Origin of the sequence: Bradyrhizobium sp. CCBAU 11434 (assembly GCF_028128895.1) — a bacterium.
GTDB lineage: Bacteria > Pseudomonadota > Alphaproteobacteria > Rhizobiales > Xanthobacteraceae > Bradyrhizobium > Bradyrhizobium zhengyangense.
In genome coordinates, this window is record NZ_LBJX01000101.1 from 196966 (window position 1) to 213376 (window position 16411).

18 protein-coding genes are annotated in these 16411 nt (G+C 65.0%); 7 read left to right on the forward strand and 11 right to left on the reverse strand.

Annotated elements, in window-relative coordinates:
- Positions 1-61: 61 nt before the first annotated feature.
- Positions 62-229, reverse strand: a complete 168-nt coding sequence (locus tag XI06_RS35575) for a hypothetical protein (RefSeq protein ID WP_237864425.1) — start codon at positions 227-229, stop codon at positions 62-64.
- Between the two features lie 104 nt (positions 230-333).
- Between XI06_RS35575 and XI06_RS35580 the strand changes: the two genes are divergently transcribed.
- On the forward strand, positions 334-1470 hold the full coding sequence (locus tag XI06_RS35580; protein ID WP_237864426.1) for an alpha-hydroxy acid oxidase: 1137 nt from the start codon (positions 334-336) through the stop codon (positions 1468-1470).
- A 121-nt stretch (positions 1471-1591) separates the two neighbouring features.
- Here XI06_RS35580 and XI06_RS35585 read toward each other — a convergent pair whose 3' ends face one another.
- From XI06_RS35585 to XI06_RS35620, 8 genes are all read right to left on the reverse strand, one after another.
- Complete coding sequence (locus XI06_RS35585) at positions 1592-2212, reverse strand: hypothetical protein (RefSeq protein ID WP_442869489.1); 621 nt, start codon at positions 2210-2212, stop codon at positions 1592-1594.
- Between the two features lie 160 nt (positions 2213-2372).
- Entirely contained in the window at positions 2373-2999 is a 627-nt protein-coding gene (locus XI06_RS35590) for a hypothetical protein (RefSeq protein WP_271607428.1), read from the reverse strand.
- Between the two features lie 55 nt (positions 3000-3054).
- Positions 3055-3894, reverse strand: a complete 840-nt coding sequence (locus tag XI06_RS35595) for a shikimate dehydrogenase (protein WP_271607429.1) — start codon at positions 3892-3894, stop codon at positions 3055-3057.
- 88 nt (positions 3895-3982) lie between these two features.
- Positions 3983-5740: a SulP family inorganic anion transporter gene (locus XI06_RS35600; protein WP_237864429.1), complete on the reverse strand. Its 1758-nt coding sequence runs from the start codon at positions 5738-5740 to the stop codon at positions 3983-3985.
- Positions 5741-5820: 80 nt separating this feature from the next.
- Entirely contained in the window at positions 5821-6093 is a 273-nt protein-coding gene (locus XI06_RS35605; RefSeq protein WP_237864430.1) for a helix-turn-helix domain-containing protein, read from the reverse strand.
- A 155-nt stretch (positions 6094-6248) separates the two neighbouring features.
- The gene (locus XI06_RS35610; RefSeq protein ID WP_271607430.1) at positions 6249-8297 is read right to left on the reverse strand and encodes an elongation factor G; all 2049 of its coding nucleotides are present in this window, start codon (positions 8295-8297) and stop codon (positions 6249-6251) included.
- 188 nt (positions 8298-8485) lie between these two features.
- On the reverse strand, positions 8486-8968 hold the full coding sequence (locus tag XI06_RS35615; protein ID WP_237864432.1) for a DUF992 domain-containing protein: 483 nt from the start codon (positions 8966-8968) through the stop codon (positions 8486-8488).
- Between the two features lie 163 nt (positions 8969-9131).
- Entirely contained in the window at positions 9132-10334 is a 1203-nt protein-coding gene (locus tag XI06_RS35620; protein ID WP_209960265.1) for a pyridoxal phosphate-dependent aminotransferase, read from the reverse strand.
- A gap of 545 nt (positions 10335-10879) precedes the next feature.
- On the opposite strand from XI06_RS35620, the gene XI06_RS35625 reads away from it, so the two are divergent.
- The 6 genes from XI06_RS35625 (at position 10880) to XI06_RS35650 (ending at position 14770) form a co-directional block, all read left to right on the forward strand.
- Positions 10880-11530 (forward strand): glutathione S-transferase family protein, encoded by a 651-nt coding sequence (locus XI06_RS35625; protein ID WP_237864433.1) that lies wholly within the window; start codon positions 10880-10882, stop codon positions 11528-11530.
- 156 nt (positions 11531-11686) lie between these two features.
- On the forward strand, positions 11687-11863 hold the full coding sequence (locus XI06_RS35630) for a hypothetical protein (protein WP_164933646.1): 177 nt from the start codon (positions 11687-11689) through the stop codon (positions 11861-11863).
- A gap of 73 nt (positions 11864-11936) precedes the next feature.
- A complete protein-coding gene (locus tag XI06_RS35635) occupies positions 11937-12095 on the forward strand; it encodes a hypothetical protein (RefSeq protein WP_237864434.1) in 159 nt (52 codons plus the stop codon).
- Between the two features lie 130 nt (positions 12096-12225).
- Positions 12226-13038: a PAS domain-containing protein gene (locus tag XI06_RS35640; protein ID WP_237864435.1), complete on the forward strand. Its 813-nt coding sequence runs from the start codon at positions 12226-12228 to the stop codon at positions 13036-13038.
- An 84-nt stretch (positions 13039-13122) separates the two neighbouring features.
- Entirely contained in the window at positions 13123-13578 is a 456-nt protein-coding gene (locus tag XI06_RS35645) for a GNAT family N-acetyltransferase (protein ID WP_237864436.1), read from the forward strand.
- A 250-nt stretch (positions 13579-13828) separates the two neighbouring features.
- Complete coding sequence (locus XI06_RS35650; protein WP_271607431.1) at positions 13829-14770, forward strand: aldo/keto reductase; 942 nt, start codon at positions 13829-13831, stop codon at positions 14768-14770.
- An 18-nt stretch (positions 14771-14788) separates the two neighbouring features.
- Here the strand turns inward: XI06_RS35650 and XI06_RS35655 are convergent, their stop codons facing one another.
- On the reverse strand, positions 14789-15112 hold the full coding sequence (locus XI06_RS35655; RefSeq protein ID WP_237864438.1) for an antibiotic biosynthesis monooxygenase family protein: 324 nt from the start codon (positions 15110-15112) through the stop codon (positions 14789-14791).
- Between the two features lie 80 nt (positions 15113-15192).
- On the reverse strand, positions 15193-16410 hold the full coding sequence (locus XI06_RS35660; RefSeq protein ID WP_271607591.1) for a DUF1501 domain-containing protein: 1218 nt from the start codon (positions 16408-16410) through the stop codon (positions 15193-15195).
- Position 16411 lies beyond the last annotated feature (1 nt).

The following is a 16411-nucleotide window of genomic DNA, read 5'->3' on the forward strand; positions in this document are numbered from 1 at the left end:
CGGTAACTGACTGTTAACATTATATTTCCGGTTTTGGCGCCGGAATGGGGCGGAACCCTCCTCACCCCTTCCGCTTCACATGACCGTCCTCGCGGCTCGGCGCCGGCTGGGTGACGTTGACGGGATCGGAGGCTGGGAAGGTCTCCTCGAGGCCCTCTTCGAGCGCGTCGTCGAGGGCCTGCTTCTCCTTGATCTTATCAGGCGAAGGCCCCGGGTGCGGCTTGGTCATGGCGCCCTCCTCGCAAACGATTTGGCTGTGCATCCAACCATGCTAGATGACCTCTAAATCTTCCGACGCAAGACTCCCAAGACAAGACGGGCCGGGGAACGTTCATGAAGCATATTACCTGTATCGACGATCTACGCGCGCTGCATAAGCGCCGCGTGCCGAAGGCATTCTTCGACTATTGCGACCGCGGCTCCTATGCCGAGGAAACGCTGCGCGCCAATCGCGAGGACATGCAGCAGATCAAGTTCCGCCAGCGCATCCTGGTCGACGTCTCCAGGCGCGACACCTCGACCACGATCCTCGGCGAGCCCTCGACCATGCCGCTGATGCTCGCCCCTGTCGGCCTGCTCGGCATGCAACATGGCGACGGCGAGATTCACGCTTGTCGCGCGGCACAGGCCGCCGGCATCCCGTTCACCCAATCGACGATGTCGATCTGCTCGATCGAGGACATCGCGGGCGCCGTCGACAAGCCGTTCTGGTTCCAGCTCTACGTGATGAGAGACCGCGGCTTCATCAAGGACCTGATCCAGCGCGCGATGGCGGCCAAATGCAGCGCGCTGGTGCTGACCGTCGATCTGCAGGTGATCGGCCAGCGCCACGCCGACATCAAGAACGGCATGACGGTGCCTCCCGAATGGTCGCTGTCGAAGCTCCTGGATTTCGCCAGCAAGCCGGCCTGGGTCTCGGGTGTGCTGCAGGGCAAGCGCCGCACCTTCGGCAACATCGCCGGTCACGTGAAGAACACCGAGGATCTCAACCGCCTCGCCGAGTGGACCGCTTCGCAGTTCGACACGTCGTTGAACTGGAAGGACGTCGAGTGGGTCCGCAGCATCTGGCCGGGCAAGCTCATCATCAAGGGCATTCTCGACGTCGAGGACGCCGAGGAAGCCGCCAAGACCGGCGCGCAGGCGCTGGTGGTGTCGAACCATGGCGGTCGCCAACTCGACGGCGCGCCGTCGTCGATCGAGGTGCTGCCCGAGATCGCGGACGCGGTCGGCGACAAGATGGAGATCATGTTCGACGGCGGCATCCGCTCCGGCCAGGACGTGATGCGCGCGCTCGCGCTCGGTGCCAAGTCGTGCATGATCGGCCGCGCTTATGCCTATGGCCTGGGCGCCGGCGGCCAGGCCGGCGTCGCCAAGGCGATCGACATCATCCAGAAAGAGCTGCTGACCACGATGGGCCTGTGCGGCGTCAACCGGATCGACGAGATCGACGATCACGTGATTGCGGTGTAGCCGCAACGGCGCTGCCGTAGGGTGGGCAAAGCGAAGCGTGCCCACCAACTCCGCGTAATAGATAAAGATGGTGGGCACGGCGCAAGTGCGCCTTTGCCCACCCTACAAGTTCAGTGCTCGCTCACATCGGCGGCGTCACGCCGTCGCGGCCGACATTCACTCGGTTGGCTTCCAGCGTGCCGTCGTCCTTCTTCGCGGCGCCGAAAATGATCAGCTTGGCGCCCGGCTTCACTTCCGACTTGTCGCTGGCGACGAAGGTGACGATCGGAGTGTCAGGCGGCACCACGACTTTCTTTTCGCCGTCCTTGTATTTCACCGTGATGTTCTGGCCGTCGGTGCCCTTCACCGTCTGCGCCACGGTGGCGTTGGTCATGGTGGAATTGGCGCGGGCGTCCCAGGGACGGAAGCCCTCGGCGGCGCCGCGCTGGTTCTCCGGAAAGATGTGGACGGCAATGGCCTTCTGCGTGCCGTCGGGCTCGGGCATGGCGGTGACGCCGATATAGGAGCCTTCCTTGATCTCGGAGAGCTGCGTCTTCACCACTGCGAAGACGGCGACGTTGTCGGTCATCTTCACCTTCACGTCGCTGCCCTCGCGCGTCTTGATGCCGAAATTGTTGCCATCGACGCTCTCGATGGTGCCGCGGATGCGGACGGTCGGCGCCTGCTGCGCCGAGACCGCTGATGTCAGAATACAGGCGACGAACGCAGCCGCGACGGTGCGCGGCATCCAGTTGTTCAGCATTTCCATGATTGTCCCCTTCAGGGTTTGCGACGATCACACGGCAAACCCCGTCTGACCGTCGCTATTCCCTCAATTTTTTGAGCATGATCTCCGCGCAAACGCGTTCCGCGTTTGTCGCGAGGGAAAACCGCTGCAACTTTTCCGGATCATGCTCGCCCGATCACATCGGCGGGGTCAGGCCGTCACGGCCGACGCTGACGCGGTTGGTTTCGAACGAGCCGTCGGGCAATTGCTTCATGAAGGCGATGACCTGGGCGCCGGCTTTGAGTTCCGATTTGTCGCCGGGAACGAAGGTCACGACCGGTGTCATATCGGAGACGAACACCTTCTTCTCGCCGTCCTTGTACTTCACCAGCAGCGTATGGCCGTCATTGCCGACCACGCTCTCCGACACCGTGGCGTTGGTCATGCTGGAATTAGGCTTGAGATCATAGGGCCGCGAGCCCTCGCCGGTGCCGCGCATGCTCTCCGGAAACACATGCACCTCGACGGCATTGTTGCCGCCATCCGGCCCCGGCACGGTGGTGGCGCCGACGAAGGAGCCGACCTTGATGTCGGCCAGCGAGATCTTGGTGACGCCGACGACGCGCGCGTCGGAGGCGATATGCAGCTTGACGTCCTCGCCGCTGCGCGACTTGACCTGCAGCATGTCGCCGTCGACGCTCTCGATCGTGCCGCGAACGCGGGTCGGCACCGGCGCCTTTTGCGCCACGGCGGCAAAGGTTGAAGCAGCCACCATCGCGACGGCGATGAGCGGGCGCGTGAAATTGGCACGTTGGATCGTCATTGATGTCTCCGATTGTCCCCGCGGGATAGAACGCCGGAGACGACGCACTATTCTCTCAAGTCTTTGTGAGATCGGCCTGGACCAGCGCGCGGAGCTCGGCGGTCACTTCAGGCCGCTGGCCGAACCAGAGTTCGAAGCCGCGCACCGCCTGGTGCAGGAGCATGCCGAGCCCATCGGCGGTCCTCAGCCCGCGGGCCCTGGCGGCCGCGAGCAACGGCGTCACCAGGGGAACATAGACGAGGTCGGCGACGACGGCGGCTTCCGGCAGCCGCGCCACATCGACCGCGAGCGCAGGCTGGCCATGCATGCCGAGCGAGGTCGTGTTCACGAGAAGCTTGGCCCGCGGCAGGACGTCGCTGATCCCATCCCAGGCCAGCGGAAGCACGTTCGGTCCGAACTGCGTCGCAAGGGCCTCGGCGTGCGCCAGGGTGCGGTTGGCAAGATGGACATTGGTGAAGCCGCGTTCGAGCAGGCCGAACACGACCGCGCGCGAGGAGCCGCCCGCCCCCAGCACCAGCGCCTCCCCGGCCTTGTCCCAGCCAGGCGCGCTGGCGTCGAGATTGCCGAGAAAGCCCTCGACATCGGTATTGGTCGAACGCAGTTCGCCGTCTTCGAACCACAGCGTGTTGGCGGCGCCCACGGCCTTGGCGCGCGCATCGGGGGTCGACAGTTCGAGCACGCCGACCTTGTGCGGAATGGTGACATTGGCGCCGACAAAGCCGCGCAGCGACAGCCGAAGCACGAAATCGCGCAAATCATCCGGCGGCACGGCCTCGATGACATAGCCGCCTTCGATGCCGAGCGTGCGCAGCCAATAATGATGGATCAGCGGCGAGCGCGAATGCGCGGCCGGCCATCCGATCAAACAGGCTGCGGGAGCCTTGGGCGTGGTCATCCTTCCCTCGGGTCGTGTTCGAGGGCGATCCATTTCGCGTCCGGCCGGTCCTGTCAAGCGCGCCGGCGCCACAGTGATGATCAGGCTGCTAGCTCACGGTCTCGTCGGCGACGGGGGCAACTGCACCTCGCACGCCCTTGATATCGGCGACCGCGCGCTCGATGGTTGCGCGATAGCGCGCGCGAGGCGGCGTGACGCCGTGGGTGAGCAGCGCACGTCGGACGGCGGGTGAGGCGCCGGTGATGAACAGCCTGATGCCCTGGCGGTGCGCCTTGGCGGCGACGCGGCCGAGCACGTTTGCCGCGGTCGAATCCAGGAACGGCACCGCGGCGAAATCGACCACGATGCCCTTGCGCGTGTCGGCGACGCCGTCGAGCACGTTGCCGATTGCCGCGGCCGCGCCGAAGAAGAACGCGCCGGTGATGCGATAGACCAGCACGTCGCGATCGACCGCAAGCGCGGGATCGTAAGGAACGCGCTCGCCATTGCCGTCATCGGGACGGTCGGCGGCCACCAGCGGCGCGCGCTCCTCGATATCAGTCATCTCCGACATGCGATGAATGAACAACACCGCGCCGAGCGCGAATCCGACCAGAATGCCTTCGGTCAGGTCGCGGAAGATCGTGAGCAGGAAGGTTGCGAGCAGCACGACGGCGTCGCCCCAGGACGAGCGCAGGAGCGTGGCGAATTCGTGCTTCTCCGCCATGGTCCAGGCCACCACCACCAGCACGGCGGCGAGCGCGGCCAGCGGGATGTAGCTTGCGAGCGGAGCCGCGATCAGCATGAACAGCAGCAGGAAGACGGAATGCAGCATGCCCGCCAGCGGCCCCCGTGCGCCGGCGCGGATGTTGGTCGCGGTGCGCGCGATCAGGCCGGTGACGCAGATGCCGCCGAACAGCGCCGAGCCGATATTGGCCGCGCCTTGCGCGACGAGCTCGCAATTGGAGCGGTGTCGGCGTCCGGTCATGCCGTCGGCGACCACCGCGGAAAGCAGCGATTCAATCGCGGCCAGCAGCGCGAACGCGATCGCATCCGGCAGCACCGCCTGTGCCTTCGCAAGCGAAAATGCCGGCAGTGCCGGGAACGGCAATTCGCGCGGAATGCCGCCAAAGCGCGATCCGACGGTCTCGACCGGCAGCGACAGCACGGCGCTCGCGATCGCCGCGAGCACGACTGCGATCAGGATGCCGGGCCAGGACGGCCGCCAGCGCCGCAAGAAAGCGATGATGCCAATGCTGACGAGTGCGACTACAAGCGCCGACGGATTGACGGTGTGCAGGCCTCCGGCCAGCGCCGCGAGTTTCGAAACGAATTCGCTGGGCTCCTTGCCTGCCAGCGTGATCCCTGAGAGATCGCGGAGCTGGCTTGCGAAGATGATCACGGCGATGCCGGCCGTGAAGCCGACCGTCACGGGATAGGGAATGAACTTGATATAGGTGCCGATGCGCAGGAAGCCGGCGGCGATCAGGAAAAGCCCCGCCATCAGGGTGGCGAGGATGACGCCGTCGACGCCGTGTCGATCGGCGGTCGCTGCAACCAGCACAATGAAGGCGCCGGCCGGTCCACCGATCTGGAACCGGCTGCCGCCGAGCAGCGACGCGATGAAGCCGCCAACCACCGCGGTGTAGAGGCCGCGGTCCGGCGTGACGCCCGAGGCGATCGCGATTGCCATCGACAGCGGCAGCGCGACGATCGCGACGGTAAGGCCTGCGAACACATCGGCGCGGAGATCCGCCAAGCCATAGCCCTCGCGCCACACGGTCACGAGCTTCGGCAGATAGAGTTCGGTAAAGGTCGGTCGACGAAGCTGTTGCAGCTTGCCTGCGTGTTCGCCTGTGATGCTCATGCCCCACAACGCTCCGATGCATCGTGCGGGCCGCAACGATGCGCTAGTTCAACCTGCTCTCGAGCATGATCATCGCGGGATCACGCTCCCACCAGACGCGGCGGCCCAGGTTCCTTGAGCCGAACGCCACGTCCGCCGCTTTCGCTGCGCGCCTGCTCGCCGATCAGCTCGACGCCGGCCCGGTCGAACGCCTCGACGACCTTCATCAAGGTCTCAACGACGCCGCGAACGTTGCCGGTGCTCGCCTCCATCCGCTGGATGGTCGGCAGCGAAACGCCCGCGAGTTCCGCCAAGGTTTTCTGGTCAATGCCGAGCAGCGCCCGGGCTGCCCGCATCTGAAATGACGTGATCACCTTGGCCTCACGTATCAACGCTTATAAGTGATATCCTGAACATATACAATGATGTAAAATACATCAAATATAGTCAAGCAAAAACACTCCCTCTCCGCGCTTTTTTGCGGGGAGAGGGACGTGAGAGAGGGATGATCCTTACTTCGGTAGGGGTGTCACGCCGCGTGCTGATGCGCGGCGATGATCTGGTCGGCGGCGCGGCCGGTGACTTCTGCCATGTGGTCGAACTGGCGCGTGAAGCTGCCGGCGCCGGCGGTGGCGGAACGGAGTTCGACGATCAGTTCGCCGATCTCGGCTTCCGGCATCATAGCGCGGACGCAGTCCCAGCCGCTCCAGCCGTCGCGGGTGTCGAAGCCGAGAATCTGGCCGCGCCGCGCCGACAGGATCGCGTTGATCTTGGCGGTGGCGTCGGTCGGACAGACGATCTCGACCACGTGAATCGGCTCCAGCAAGACCGACTGGCACTGCGGCAGACCCTCGTTGAGCCCGACGCGCGCTGCCGTGCGGAAGGCAAGGTCGGAGGAATCGACGCTGTGATAGGAGCCGTCCGTCAGCGTCACCTGCAAATCGGTGACGGGGAAGCCGAGCGGGCCGCGGGCGAGCCCGTCGACGACGCCCTCTTCCACCGCGCCAATATAATTGCGCGGCACCGCGCCGCCGACGACCTTCTCGGCGAACTTGAAGCCCTCGCCGCGCGGCAGCGGCCTGATGTCGAGCACGACATCGCCGAACTGGCCGTGACCGCCGGACTGCTTCTTGTGGCGGCCGCGCTGGGTGATCGGTTTGCGGATGGTCTCCTGGTAACCGATCGCGGGCGGATGCGAGGTGATCTTGACGCCGAAGCGGTCGCTCAACCGCTCGCTGGCGACACGCAGGTGCATCTCGCCCTGTCCCCACAGCACGGTGTCGTGGGTCTGGGCATTCTGCACGATGACGAGGGACGGATCCTCCTCGTGCAATCGCATCAAGGCCTGGCCGAGCTTGACATCGTCCTTGCGGTCGGTGGCCGCAACCGAGATGGCAAGCACCGGCGGCGTCGGCTCCGAGGCTTTCAGCGCAGCCGGCGCGGTCTTGCCGCTCGAGACGGTGTCGCCGGTCTTGACTGCGTCGAGCTTGGCGAGCGCAACGGTGTCGCCGGCTTCGGCCGATGCACGCTTGCTGTCGTAAGCGCCGCTGACGGCGAGAATGCCGGAGATGCGGCTCGCACCGCCGGAGGAGGATTGCAGCGTCGCGCCGTCGTCGAGATGGCCGGCGAGCAACCGCGTCAGCGACAGCTTGCCACCGTGCTGCGAATGCAACGTCTTGAACACAAAGCCGAGCGCGTCCTTGCTTGCCGGCGCACCAAGACGTTTTGCGGTCTCGGTGATATCAGGCGCCTCGTGACGCAACGCCTTCATCAGACGCAACACGCCGTTTTCTCGCGCGGCCGCACCCAGCAGCACAGGACAGATCAGCCCATCCCGCAATTCGCGGGCGAGGTCATCGAACACCGCATCGCGCGGCGGCTGGATGTCCTCCAGCAATTGCTCCATCAGCGCGTCGTCATGATCGGCGAGCTTCTCCAGCATCGAGAAGCGGGCCTCCTTCTCGCGATCGAGATTGCCGCCGTCGAGCGCAATGACTTCGGAGGCCTTGTGCTCGCGATAGATGAACGCACGTTCCAGCGCGAGATCGACAAAGCCCTCGATCAGCTCGCCCTTCCAGATCGGAATCTGGCGCAGCACCAGCGGCACGCGCGAGGCGGGCTGGAGCATTGCGAGCGACTCGCGGATGCGCTTGTTGGCGCGGTCGATCTTGTTGAGGAACAGGAAACGCGGGATCTTCAGCTCCTCCAGCTCGCGCAGGATGATCTGAAGCTGCGGCAGCTTCTTCTCGTCGGCCTCGCAGACCACGATGGCGGCGTCGACCGCGGGAAGCGCGGCGCGCATGTCATGGGCGAACTCGACGGAACCGGGACAATCCAGGAAGGTATAGCTGTCGCCCATGAAACTCGTGGTGGCAGCAGTGAGCCCGACGGTCATCTTGTGATGACGGGCCTCAGGTGTGGCGTCGCCCACCGACGTACCGGCGTCGACGCTGCCGGCGCGCGGGATTGCGCCCGTCCGCGCCAGGATCGCTTCGAGCAGTGTGGTTTTACCTGATTGGAAAGGGCCCACCAGCGCAATGCACCGTGGACCTCGGGGACTTCTGACGTCTTGTCCCATTTCGCCGCCTCCTTGGTTGGAGCTCGGCCCATGATTGGGTCGGCAAACGCAGATGCTCTGCCCGTCCCCGAGATTTGGCAAGCGTCAAACGTCGCTGCGGTGCGTCGTTAGTTCGATCAAGGCTTAACGGTTGGTGTTCCACCTCTCCCCAGCGGGAGAGGTGAACGCAACACCTCCGCTGGCGCGACTTAACGGCCCGGACGGAGTTCCAGGCTTTCGAGTCCGGCCGCGACGTTGAGGCCGACCTGGCCCTGCACGCTGAGCGGCTGAAGCGCGATCGAATTGTTGGAGCCGCCGACCAGCACGTTGCCGCCGAGGCCGACGCCGACCGAGGCGCTGCCCTGCGCGCCCGCGTAATTGCCGGAGAGATCGCCGGGGCCGAGCCGGTTGACCGGCGCGAATACGCCCCAGGCGAGCGCCGTCTCCTGGGTGATGCCGAGATCGATTCCCACTTTGCGGATCGTCGCGACGTAGCGATCCTCGGGCATGCCATCGACGCGCAACACGCAGCCGAGATTGGTGACCGATCCCACTACGAAGCCGATGCTGGCGCCGCCGCGGCATTCGAGCACGCCGACCTGCACCAGCCGTGACGACTGTGCGCTGGCGCCCACGACGGAGGCAACGAGGCTCGCTGCGGTGAGCCCGGCGAGAAGGAGTGAGCGGCGCATGAAATGTCTCCGGCGATGAATGTGATGCGAGCAGGGAGGGAGCGGCAGGAAACCGCTCGGCGTTCTATGCCACAATAGTTGTAGGCGTGCCAGATCGCGCGGATGTGAAAGAAAAAGGGCCCGCTTTGCGCGGGCCCTTTCATACCGGATCGTACCTGCAAGCTTAGCGGAGATTGCCGCAAAAGCGCTGGATGCGTTTGCAGGCATCCTCGAGGTCCGAGGTCTTGGTGGCGTAGGAGATGCGGAATGCCGGACCGAGGCCAAAGGCGGAACCTTGCACGACGGCAACGCCTTCGGTCTCCAGCAGCTCGGTGACGAACTGCTCGTCGTTTCCAATCACATTGCCCGACGGCGCTTTCTTGCCGATCGTACCGGCGCAGGACGGATAGACGTAGAACGCACCCTCGGGGCGCGGGCACTCGATGCCGTTGGCCTGGTTGAGCATGGAGACGACGAGGTCGCGGCGCTCCTTGAACACCTTGTTGTTGGCGGGGATGAAATCCTGTGGACCGTTCAGCGCTTCCACCGAAGCCCATTGCGCGATCGAACACGGGTTCGAGGTCGATTGCGACTGGATGGTCGACATCGCCTTGATGAGCTGGGCCGGGCCGCCGGCATAGCCGATGCGCCAGCCGGTCATGCAATAGGCTTTCGACACGCCGTTCACGGTGAGCGTGCGGTCGTAGAGGCTGGGCTCGACCTGCGCGACGGTGGTGAACTGGAAGTCGTCATAGACGAGATGCTCGTACATGTCGTCGGTCATCACCCAGACATGCGGATGCTTGACGAGGACATCGGTGAGCGCCTTCAGCTCGGCACGCGTATAGGCCGCGCCAGTCGGGTTCGACGGCGAGCACAGGATCACCCATTTGGTCTTCGGCGTGATCGCACGCTCGAGCGCCTCGGCGCCGAGCTTGAAACCGGTCGCCGCGGTGCAGACAACCGGCACCGGCTCACCGCCGGCGAGCGCCACCATTTCAGGATAGCTGACCCAGTACGGCGCGGGGATGATCACCTCGTCGCCCGGATTGATGGTCGCCATCAGCGCGTTGTAGAGCACCTGCTTGCCGCCGGTGCCGACGATGATCTGGTTCGGCTTGTAGGCGACGCCGTTCTCGCGCTGAAACTTCGCGATGATCGCGTCCTTCAGCTCGGGGATGCCGTCGACCGCGGTGTACTTGGTCTTGCCGGCTTCGATGGCGCGGATCGCCGCCAGCTTGATGTTGGCGGGCGTGTCGAAGTCGGGCTCGCCGGCGCCGAGGCCGATGACGTTGCGGCCCGCCGCTTTCAGCGCGCGTGCTTTATCCGTGACCGCGATGGTCGCGGACGGCTTCACACGGTCGAGCGCAGCGGCAAGGAAGGACATCGTCATCTCCTGACAAGCGTCGTGAACCCTTTGGCTCACGACTCTGATTGTGGGAATGGAGACACCCTAAAACGTGTGCCGCTGCACCGCAAGAAACTTCGGTCCGATCTCCGGAAAGTTTACGAATTTCGCGCGGCCGAGGCCTCGATTTTCGCAATTTTCCGCAACTTTGCCGGGCAAACCCCTCATATCCGAAAAGGCTTGTCCTCGGAGCAATTTTGGAGCCGCGCAGGCGCCACAAGACTGATAGCGTCCTGACGCGCGAGACCCGCGGTTAGCGCGGAGCGAGGTCGTGCCCCATCACCCGCTTTGCACACGATTGCGCGATGCGATGAGTCGTGCATGTTGACGCAAGCGTGACCTGATTTGCAGCGCCGCGCGAACATGATCTTTCCTGCCGTTGCAGTGCGGTAGGGTTTTCGAGTTTTTCTATTGCCGAGCCCTTGCGGCGGATTCGCATCGGCATCATTGTTTAGCCGCGGTGCGGGGCAACAAGCGCTGCGCCTTTCCGTCCTTTGCCCATCCTTCGGAATCGACCTCCCAGAATGTACAAACTCTATTCGATGCAACGTTCGGGCAACAGCTACAAGGTCCGCCTTGCGCTGGCGCTGCTGAACGTACCTTACGAAGCGATCGAGGTGGACATTCTGCGCGGCGAGAGCAAGACGCCGGACTTCCTGGCAAAGAATCCGTCCGGACAAGTGCCGCTGCTCGAGGTCGGCGACAGCCGCTATCTCGCCGAGTCCAACGCCATCCTCTGGTATGTCGCCGTCGGCACGCCGCTCGCGCCGGAGAACCGGATCGATCGCGCCGAGGCGCTGCAATGGATGTTCTTCGAGCAGCACGCGCTCGAGCCGAACATCGGCGCCGCCTATTTCTGGCTGTCGCTGGTCAAGGGCGGCCGCGACCTGCAGACCCACGCGCTGGAGGACTGGATGGAGCGCGGCTATGGCGCGCTCCAGGTGATGGAGAACCACCTCAAGACCAGCGACTATTTCGCCGCCCGCCAGCTCACGGTCGCCGACATCGCGCTGTACGGCTACACCCATCTCGCCGACCGCTGCGACTTCGACCTTCAACCCTTCCCGGCGATCCGGGACTGGCTGAAGCGCGTCGAGGCCGCGCCCGGCTTCGTCGCTATGGATTGGCGTCCCGCCGACATCGACGACCCCGCCAGCATCGCCGCCGGGGCCTGAAAACCAGGGGAGCGTTAAGAAATAGCGGGCATGGCGTTAACCTTTGCCCAAATCCCGCCATGTTCATAGCAATTGCCGCCCCAATATTGCCGGTTGAAATTGTGAGATTGTTCGGCGTCGCGGGTGATTCGCTCGCACGTTGAAGGATTTAGACCCATGATGCGGGCGTCCGGCACGGTCGGCTTTCAGGGCCAAACCGATACCGTCTCGTCTTCCCGGCTGACCAACGCGGTTGCGGCCTCGCTCGCCGTCGCCGCCGTCTCGCTTTGCCTGATCGTCACCCTGACAGTGCTGTCGACCAAGGCAACCATGGCGATGGGTCTACCGGTCTGATCCCCGTTTCATCGCGGAATGTCTTCAAGGTGCCGCGCGGCCCCGCGCCTGACGGCATCGTGACGGGACGCCGATGAAATCGCCTGTGGTCATCGTTGCAATCACCCTGACGGCGGCCATCCTGGTCGCAGCGTCACTGTTGATTTTCGTCGGCACCCGCAGGAGTCCGGGGACATCGACCCTGAACGCGCCCGCGCTGCAGCAGCGCATCGAGCACGCGCATTTGGTCTAAAATCATCCGAAAGCTTTGCGCACGCCCGCAAGCGCCGCTTAAGCGCATTGCGCGAAACCGGATTGCGCTTGTGCAACCATGGGACAGTCTGACGGCCTTATCTCGTTCAGGGAGGAATGAGCGAGGCCCCATGCGGTTCGGATGGCGTGCCATGTCCGGTCCCGTGCTGACGGCAGCGATCGCATTGCTGGCGATCCTGCTCGATCGCCATGCTGCCGCTCTCTCGCTTGCGCCGCTGTTCGTTGGCATCGTGGCGTTGGCCGGTTCGCTCTCCGGCTTTGCATCCGCACTCGGCAGCGCCATCATCGCCGTGATCGGCGCCGTGCTGCTCGCGCTCAGCCATCGCACCGCGCCAGGCTTTGCCGCAAGCGATCTTGTGGAGCTTTGCCTGCTCGCGCTGACGACCACCGGCACCGCGGCCATCACCGGATTGATGCGCGAGCGGCTACTCGATGCCTTCGCGGCCGAGCGACGCAACCACGCCACCGCAGGGCGGCTATCGGCCGCGCTCGACCAGGTCGATATCGGCATCGTGCTGCTCGACGCCGAGACCCGTGCCGAATTCATCAACCGCGCATTCCGCGACTATTTCGCGCTGCCGGACGAGATGGCCGACGACAAGCCGCCCTTCATCGCGCTGATGTATCACGGCCGCGACACCGGCGCGTTCGAATTGCCGGAGGACGAGCTCGGCGTCTTCATCGCGCAGCGCATGGAGATGGTGCGGACCGGCGACGCCACGCCGATCAATATCGCCTTGCGCAACGGCGAGGTGCTGCGCTTCGTCTGCGCCGCGCTGCCCGATGGCGGCCGCATGCTGAGCTACACGCCGGTCACCGACCTCGTGCGCCACACCGACGCGCCCGCCCGCGCCGATTACTATCGCTCGCTGCGCGATCCCACCGGACGCAAGCTGATCCGCTATTTGCGCGTCGCGGAGTGATCGCCTGGCAGCACGATTGATCCGCACCGCCATCATCCCGTATGAAGGATGCCTCATCGCATCATCGACCCGCGGATTTCCCAGATGTCGCTCACCATTCGCTTCGTCACCCGGCAGGACTACGATCAATGGCTGCCGCTGTGGGACGGCTACAACGCCTTCTACGGCCGCTCCGGTCCGACCGCGCTTGCGCCGGCAATTACTGCAATGACCTGGCAGCGCTTCTTCGATGCCTATGAGCCGGTGCATGGATTGGTCGCCGAGAGCGACGGCAAGCTGCTGGGCATAACCAACTATCTGTTCCACCGCAGCACCACCGCGATCGAGCCATCGTGCTATCTGCAGGACCTGTTCACGCTGGAGGCCGCGCGCGGCAAGGGCGTCGCCTCGGCGTTGATCTACGGCGTCTACGAGCGCGCAAAACTCGCGGGCTCGCCGCGCGTCTACTGGCAGACACACGAGACCAACACCACCGCGCAGAGCCTGTACGACAAGGTCGCGGAACGCTCCGGCTTCATCGTCTATCGCAAGATCTTCTGATTTTTCGGGCCTGTGGATAACTCCAGCTGTCACCGGCGCGTAACACACCGGAATTAGGGTGTAGCTGCGTCTGATCAGGCCCCCGTCACCGATCAAGCGCCCAAGCGGTCCCCGTCAGTCGCCGCGTCTGACAGGGGCCGCATTTTTTGTCCGCAGTTCCGTGTCGCATGGCTGCAACGCAGGCAGGCGCTTGCCGCTGCAGTGCACCGCGGTCACAATGGCCGCCTGCTCTCGTCTGACAGGATCTCCCATGGAAATTCGTAATCTCGGCGGCTCCGGCCTGCGCGTGTCCGCGGTCGGGCTCGGCTGCAACAATTTCGGCCAGCGCACCGATCTGGAAACCTCGCGCAAGGTGATCCATCGGGCGATCGACCTCGGCATCACGCTGTTCGATACCGCCGACATCTATGCCGGCATGGGCGGCTCGGAGACGGTGCTGGGCACGGTGCTCGGCGACCGCCGCAAGGACATCGTGCTCGCCACCAAATATTCCAAGCCCATGGCGACCGACGGCACCAAGCAGGGCGCTTCGCGCCGCTACATCATGAGCGCGGTCGAGGCCAGCCTGACACGGCTCAAGACCGACTACATCGATCTCTACCAGCAGCATGATTACGATCCGCTGACGCCGCTGGACGAGACGCTGCGCGCGCTCGACGATCTCGTCCGCCAGGGCAAGGTCCGCTACATCGGCCATTCCAACTTTCCGGCGTGGCGGATCGCGGAAGCCGAGTTCACCGCGCGCGCGATGAATGTCAGCCGCTTCGTCTCGGCGCAGGACGAATACAGTCTCGTGGTCCGCGACATCGAGAAGGATCTGCTGCCCGCCGCGCAGGAGTACAAGCTCGGCCTGTTGCCGTTCTTCCCGCTGGCGAGCGGCCTGCTCACCGGCAAGTATCAGCGCGGCGCAACAGCGCCCGCCGACACGCGCTTCGGCAAGGTGCCGGCGCTGCGCGACCGCTATGTCACGCCGCGCAACGAGGACGTCGTCCAAAAGCTTCAGGCCTTTGCCGGGGCGCGCGGCCATTCGATGCTCGAGCTCGCCTTCTCCTGGCTTGCCGGGCGTCCGCAAGTGTCGAGCGTGATCGCCGGCGCCACCCGCGTCGAGCAGGTCGAGCAGAACGTCAAGGCGATCGCCTGGCAGCTCACGGCCGAGGATCTCGCCGAGATCGACAAGATTACGAAGGGCTGACGTTCCGGGTACGGCGCGCTATTTGGCGCCGCGTCCGACCGTCTGCATCACCTCAAAACCCTCGAACTGGGGATGACCGAGGTAGAGCGGCTTGTTGTCGCCGGCGCGGGCATGCGCCGCGCGAAACGCTTCCGACTTGGTCCAGGCGTCGAACGCCGCGTGGTTCGCCCACACGGTGTGCGACGCATACAGCGTGTGGTCCTCGAGCTCGGGCCCGCGCAGCAGATGGAATTCGACGAAGCCGGGCACCTTGTCCAGGTGCGTGTCGCGCGACAGCCAGACCTGCTCGAAGGCGGCTTCCGATCCCTTGGTGACGCGGAAGCGGTTCATGGCGATGTACATGGGCGAGGTCTCCTGATGCTCAGGCAATCATGTCGTCATTCCGCGACGCGCCGCAAGGCGCAGCATGACGGCGGCGGCTGTCAAGCCACCAATCCCTTCATCGGCCTTGCGCTGGCGCTATCCGGGAACACGGTCTGGGCCAGCACCTGATCCGACAGGCCGAACTGGCCTTGCAGCACGCCCTTGATGACGGAGCGCAAATCGGTGGTCGGCTTGAGGTCGCGGCCTTCGTAGAGATTGGCGGGCTTGAGGCCGGGCCAGTCGGAGATGACGCGTCCACCTTTCACCGCGCCGCCGGCGAGCAGCGCGATGGTGCCGGTGCCGTGATCGGTGCCGTCGGTGCCGTTGATGCGCGCGGTGCGGCCGAATTCAGTGGCGACGACAACGACGGTGTCGCGCCAGCGATCGCCGAGGCCGCTTTCGAATTCGGCCAGCGCACTATCGAGACCGCCGAGCAGGAAGGCGAGGCGCCCCACTGGGCCGCCTTCGTTCGCGTGCGTATCCCAGCCGTCGAAGGCGAGCGCTGCGATGCGCGGACCGTCATCGGCGGCCATCAGCTTGGCCGCGCCACGCGCGACCTGCCGCATCTGCGCGACCTGGTTGCCGGGCTTCGGCTTCATGTCGTCGCCGCTTGCCGCCTTCTCGAGTTGCAGGCCTTGCGTCAGCGCCGAGGCGAGCGCGGGATCGCGATGACGGTAGAGATCGACCAGCCGCATCGCGGTGTCGTCATCGGCCTGCGGCAGCGCGACCGGCGCCCAGCCGACGGTCGGTGCCGCGCCGCGCAGCACCAGCGGCGTGGTGGGGCCGACAGCTAGCCCGCTCGACACGCGCTCGCCGCGCGGCAGCGCTTCGAGCGCGCGATTGAGCCAGCCCGACTGCACGCGGCCCGGTCCGGCATAGCCGCTCTCGAGCACGTCCTGTCCGTCGAAATGCGAGCGGTCACGATAAGGCGTCGAGACCGCGTGGATCACCGCGGCATGCTGGTCGCGGTACATGCGCGCAAATTCCGGCATCGCCGGATGCAGCGCGAAGAAGCCGTCCAGCCTGGTCGCAGGATGCGCACCGTCCGCCGTAAGCGCGATCGAGCCGTGCAGGGCGGCATAGTCGGGGTCGCCGAGCGGCGCGACGGTTGCGAGCCCGTCGAGCGCACCGCGCAGGATCACCACGACCAGGCGCGGGTCGCGCCCGTCGGCGGCGCGCGCGAATTTCGGCAGGTAAGCCCAGGCCGCGAAAGCGGCGCCGCCGAGCAGAAGACCGCGGCGCGAGGTGAGGAGCCGGTTTTCGACGCAGTCGATCATC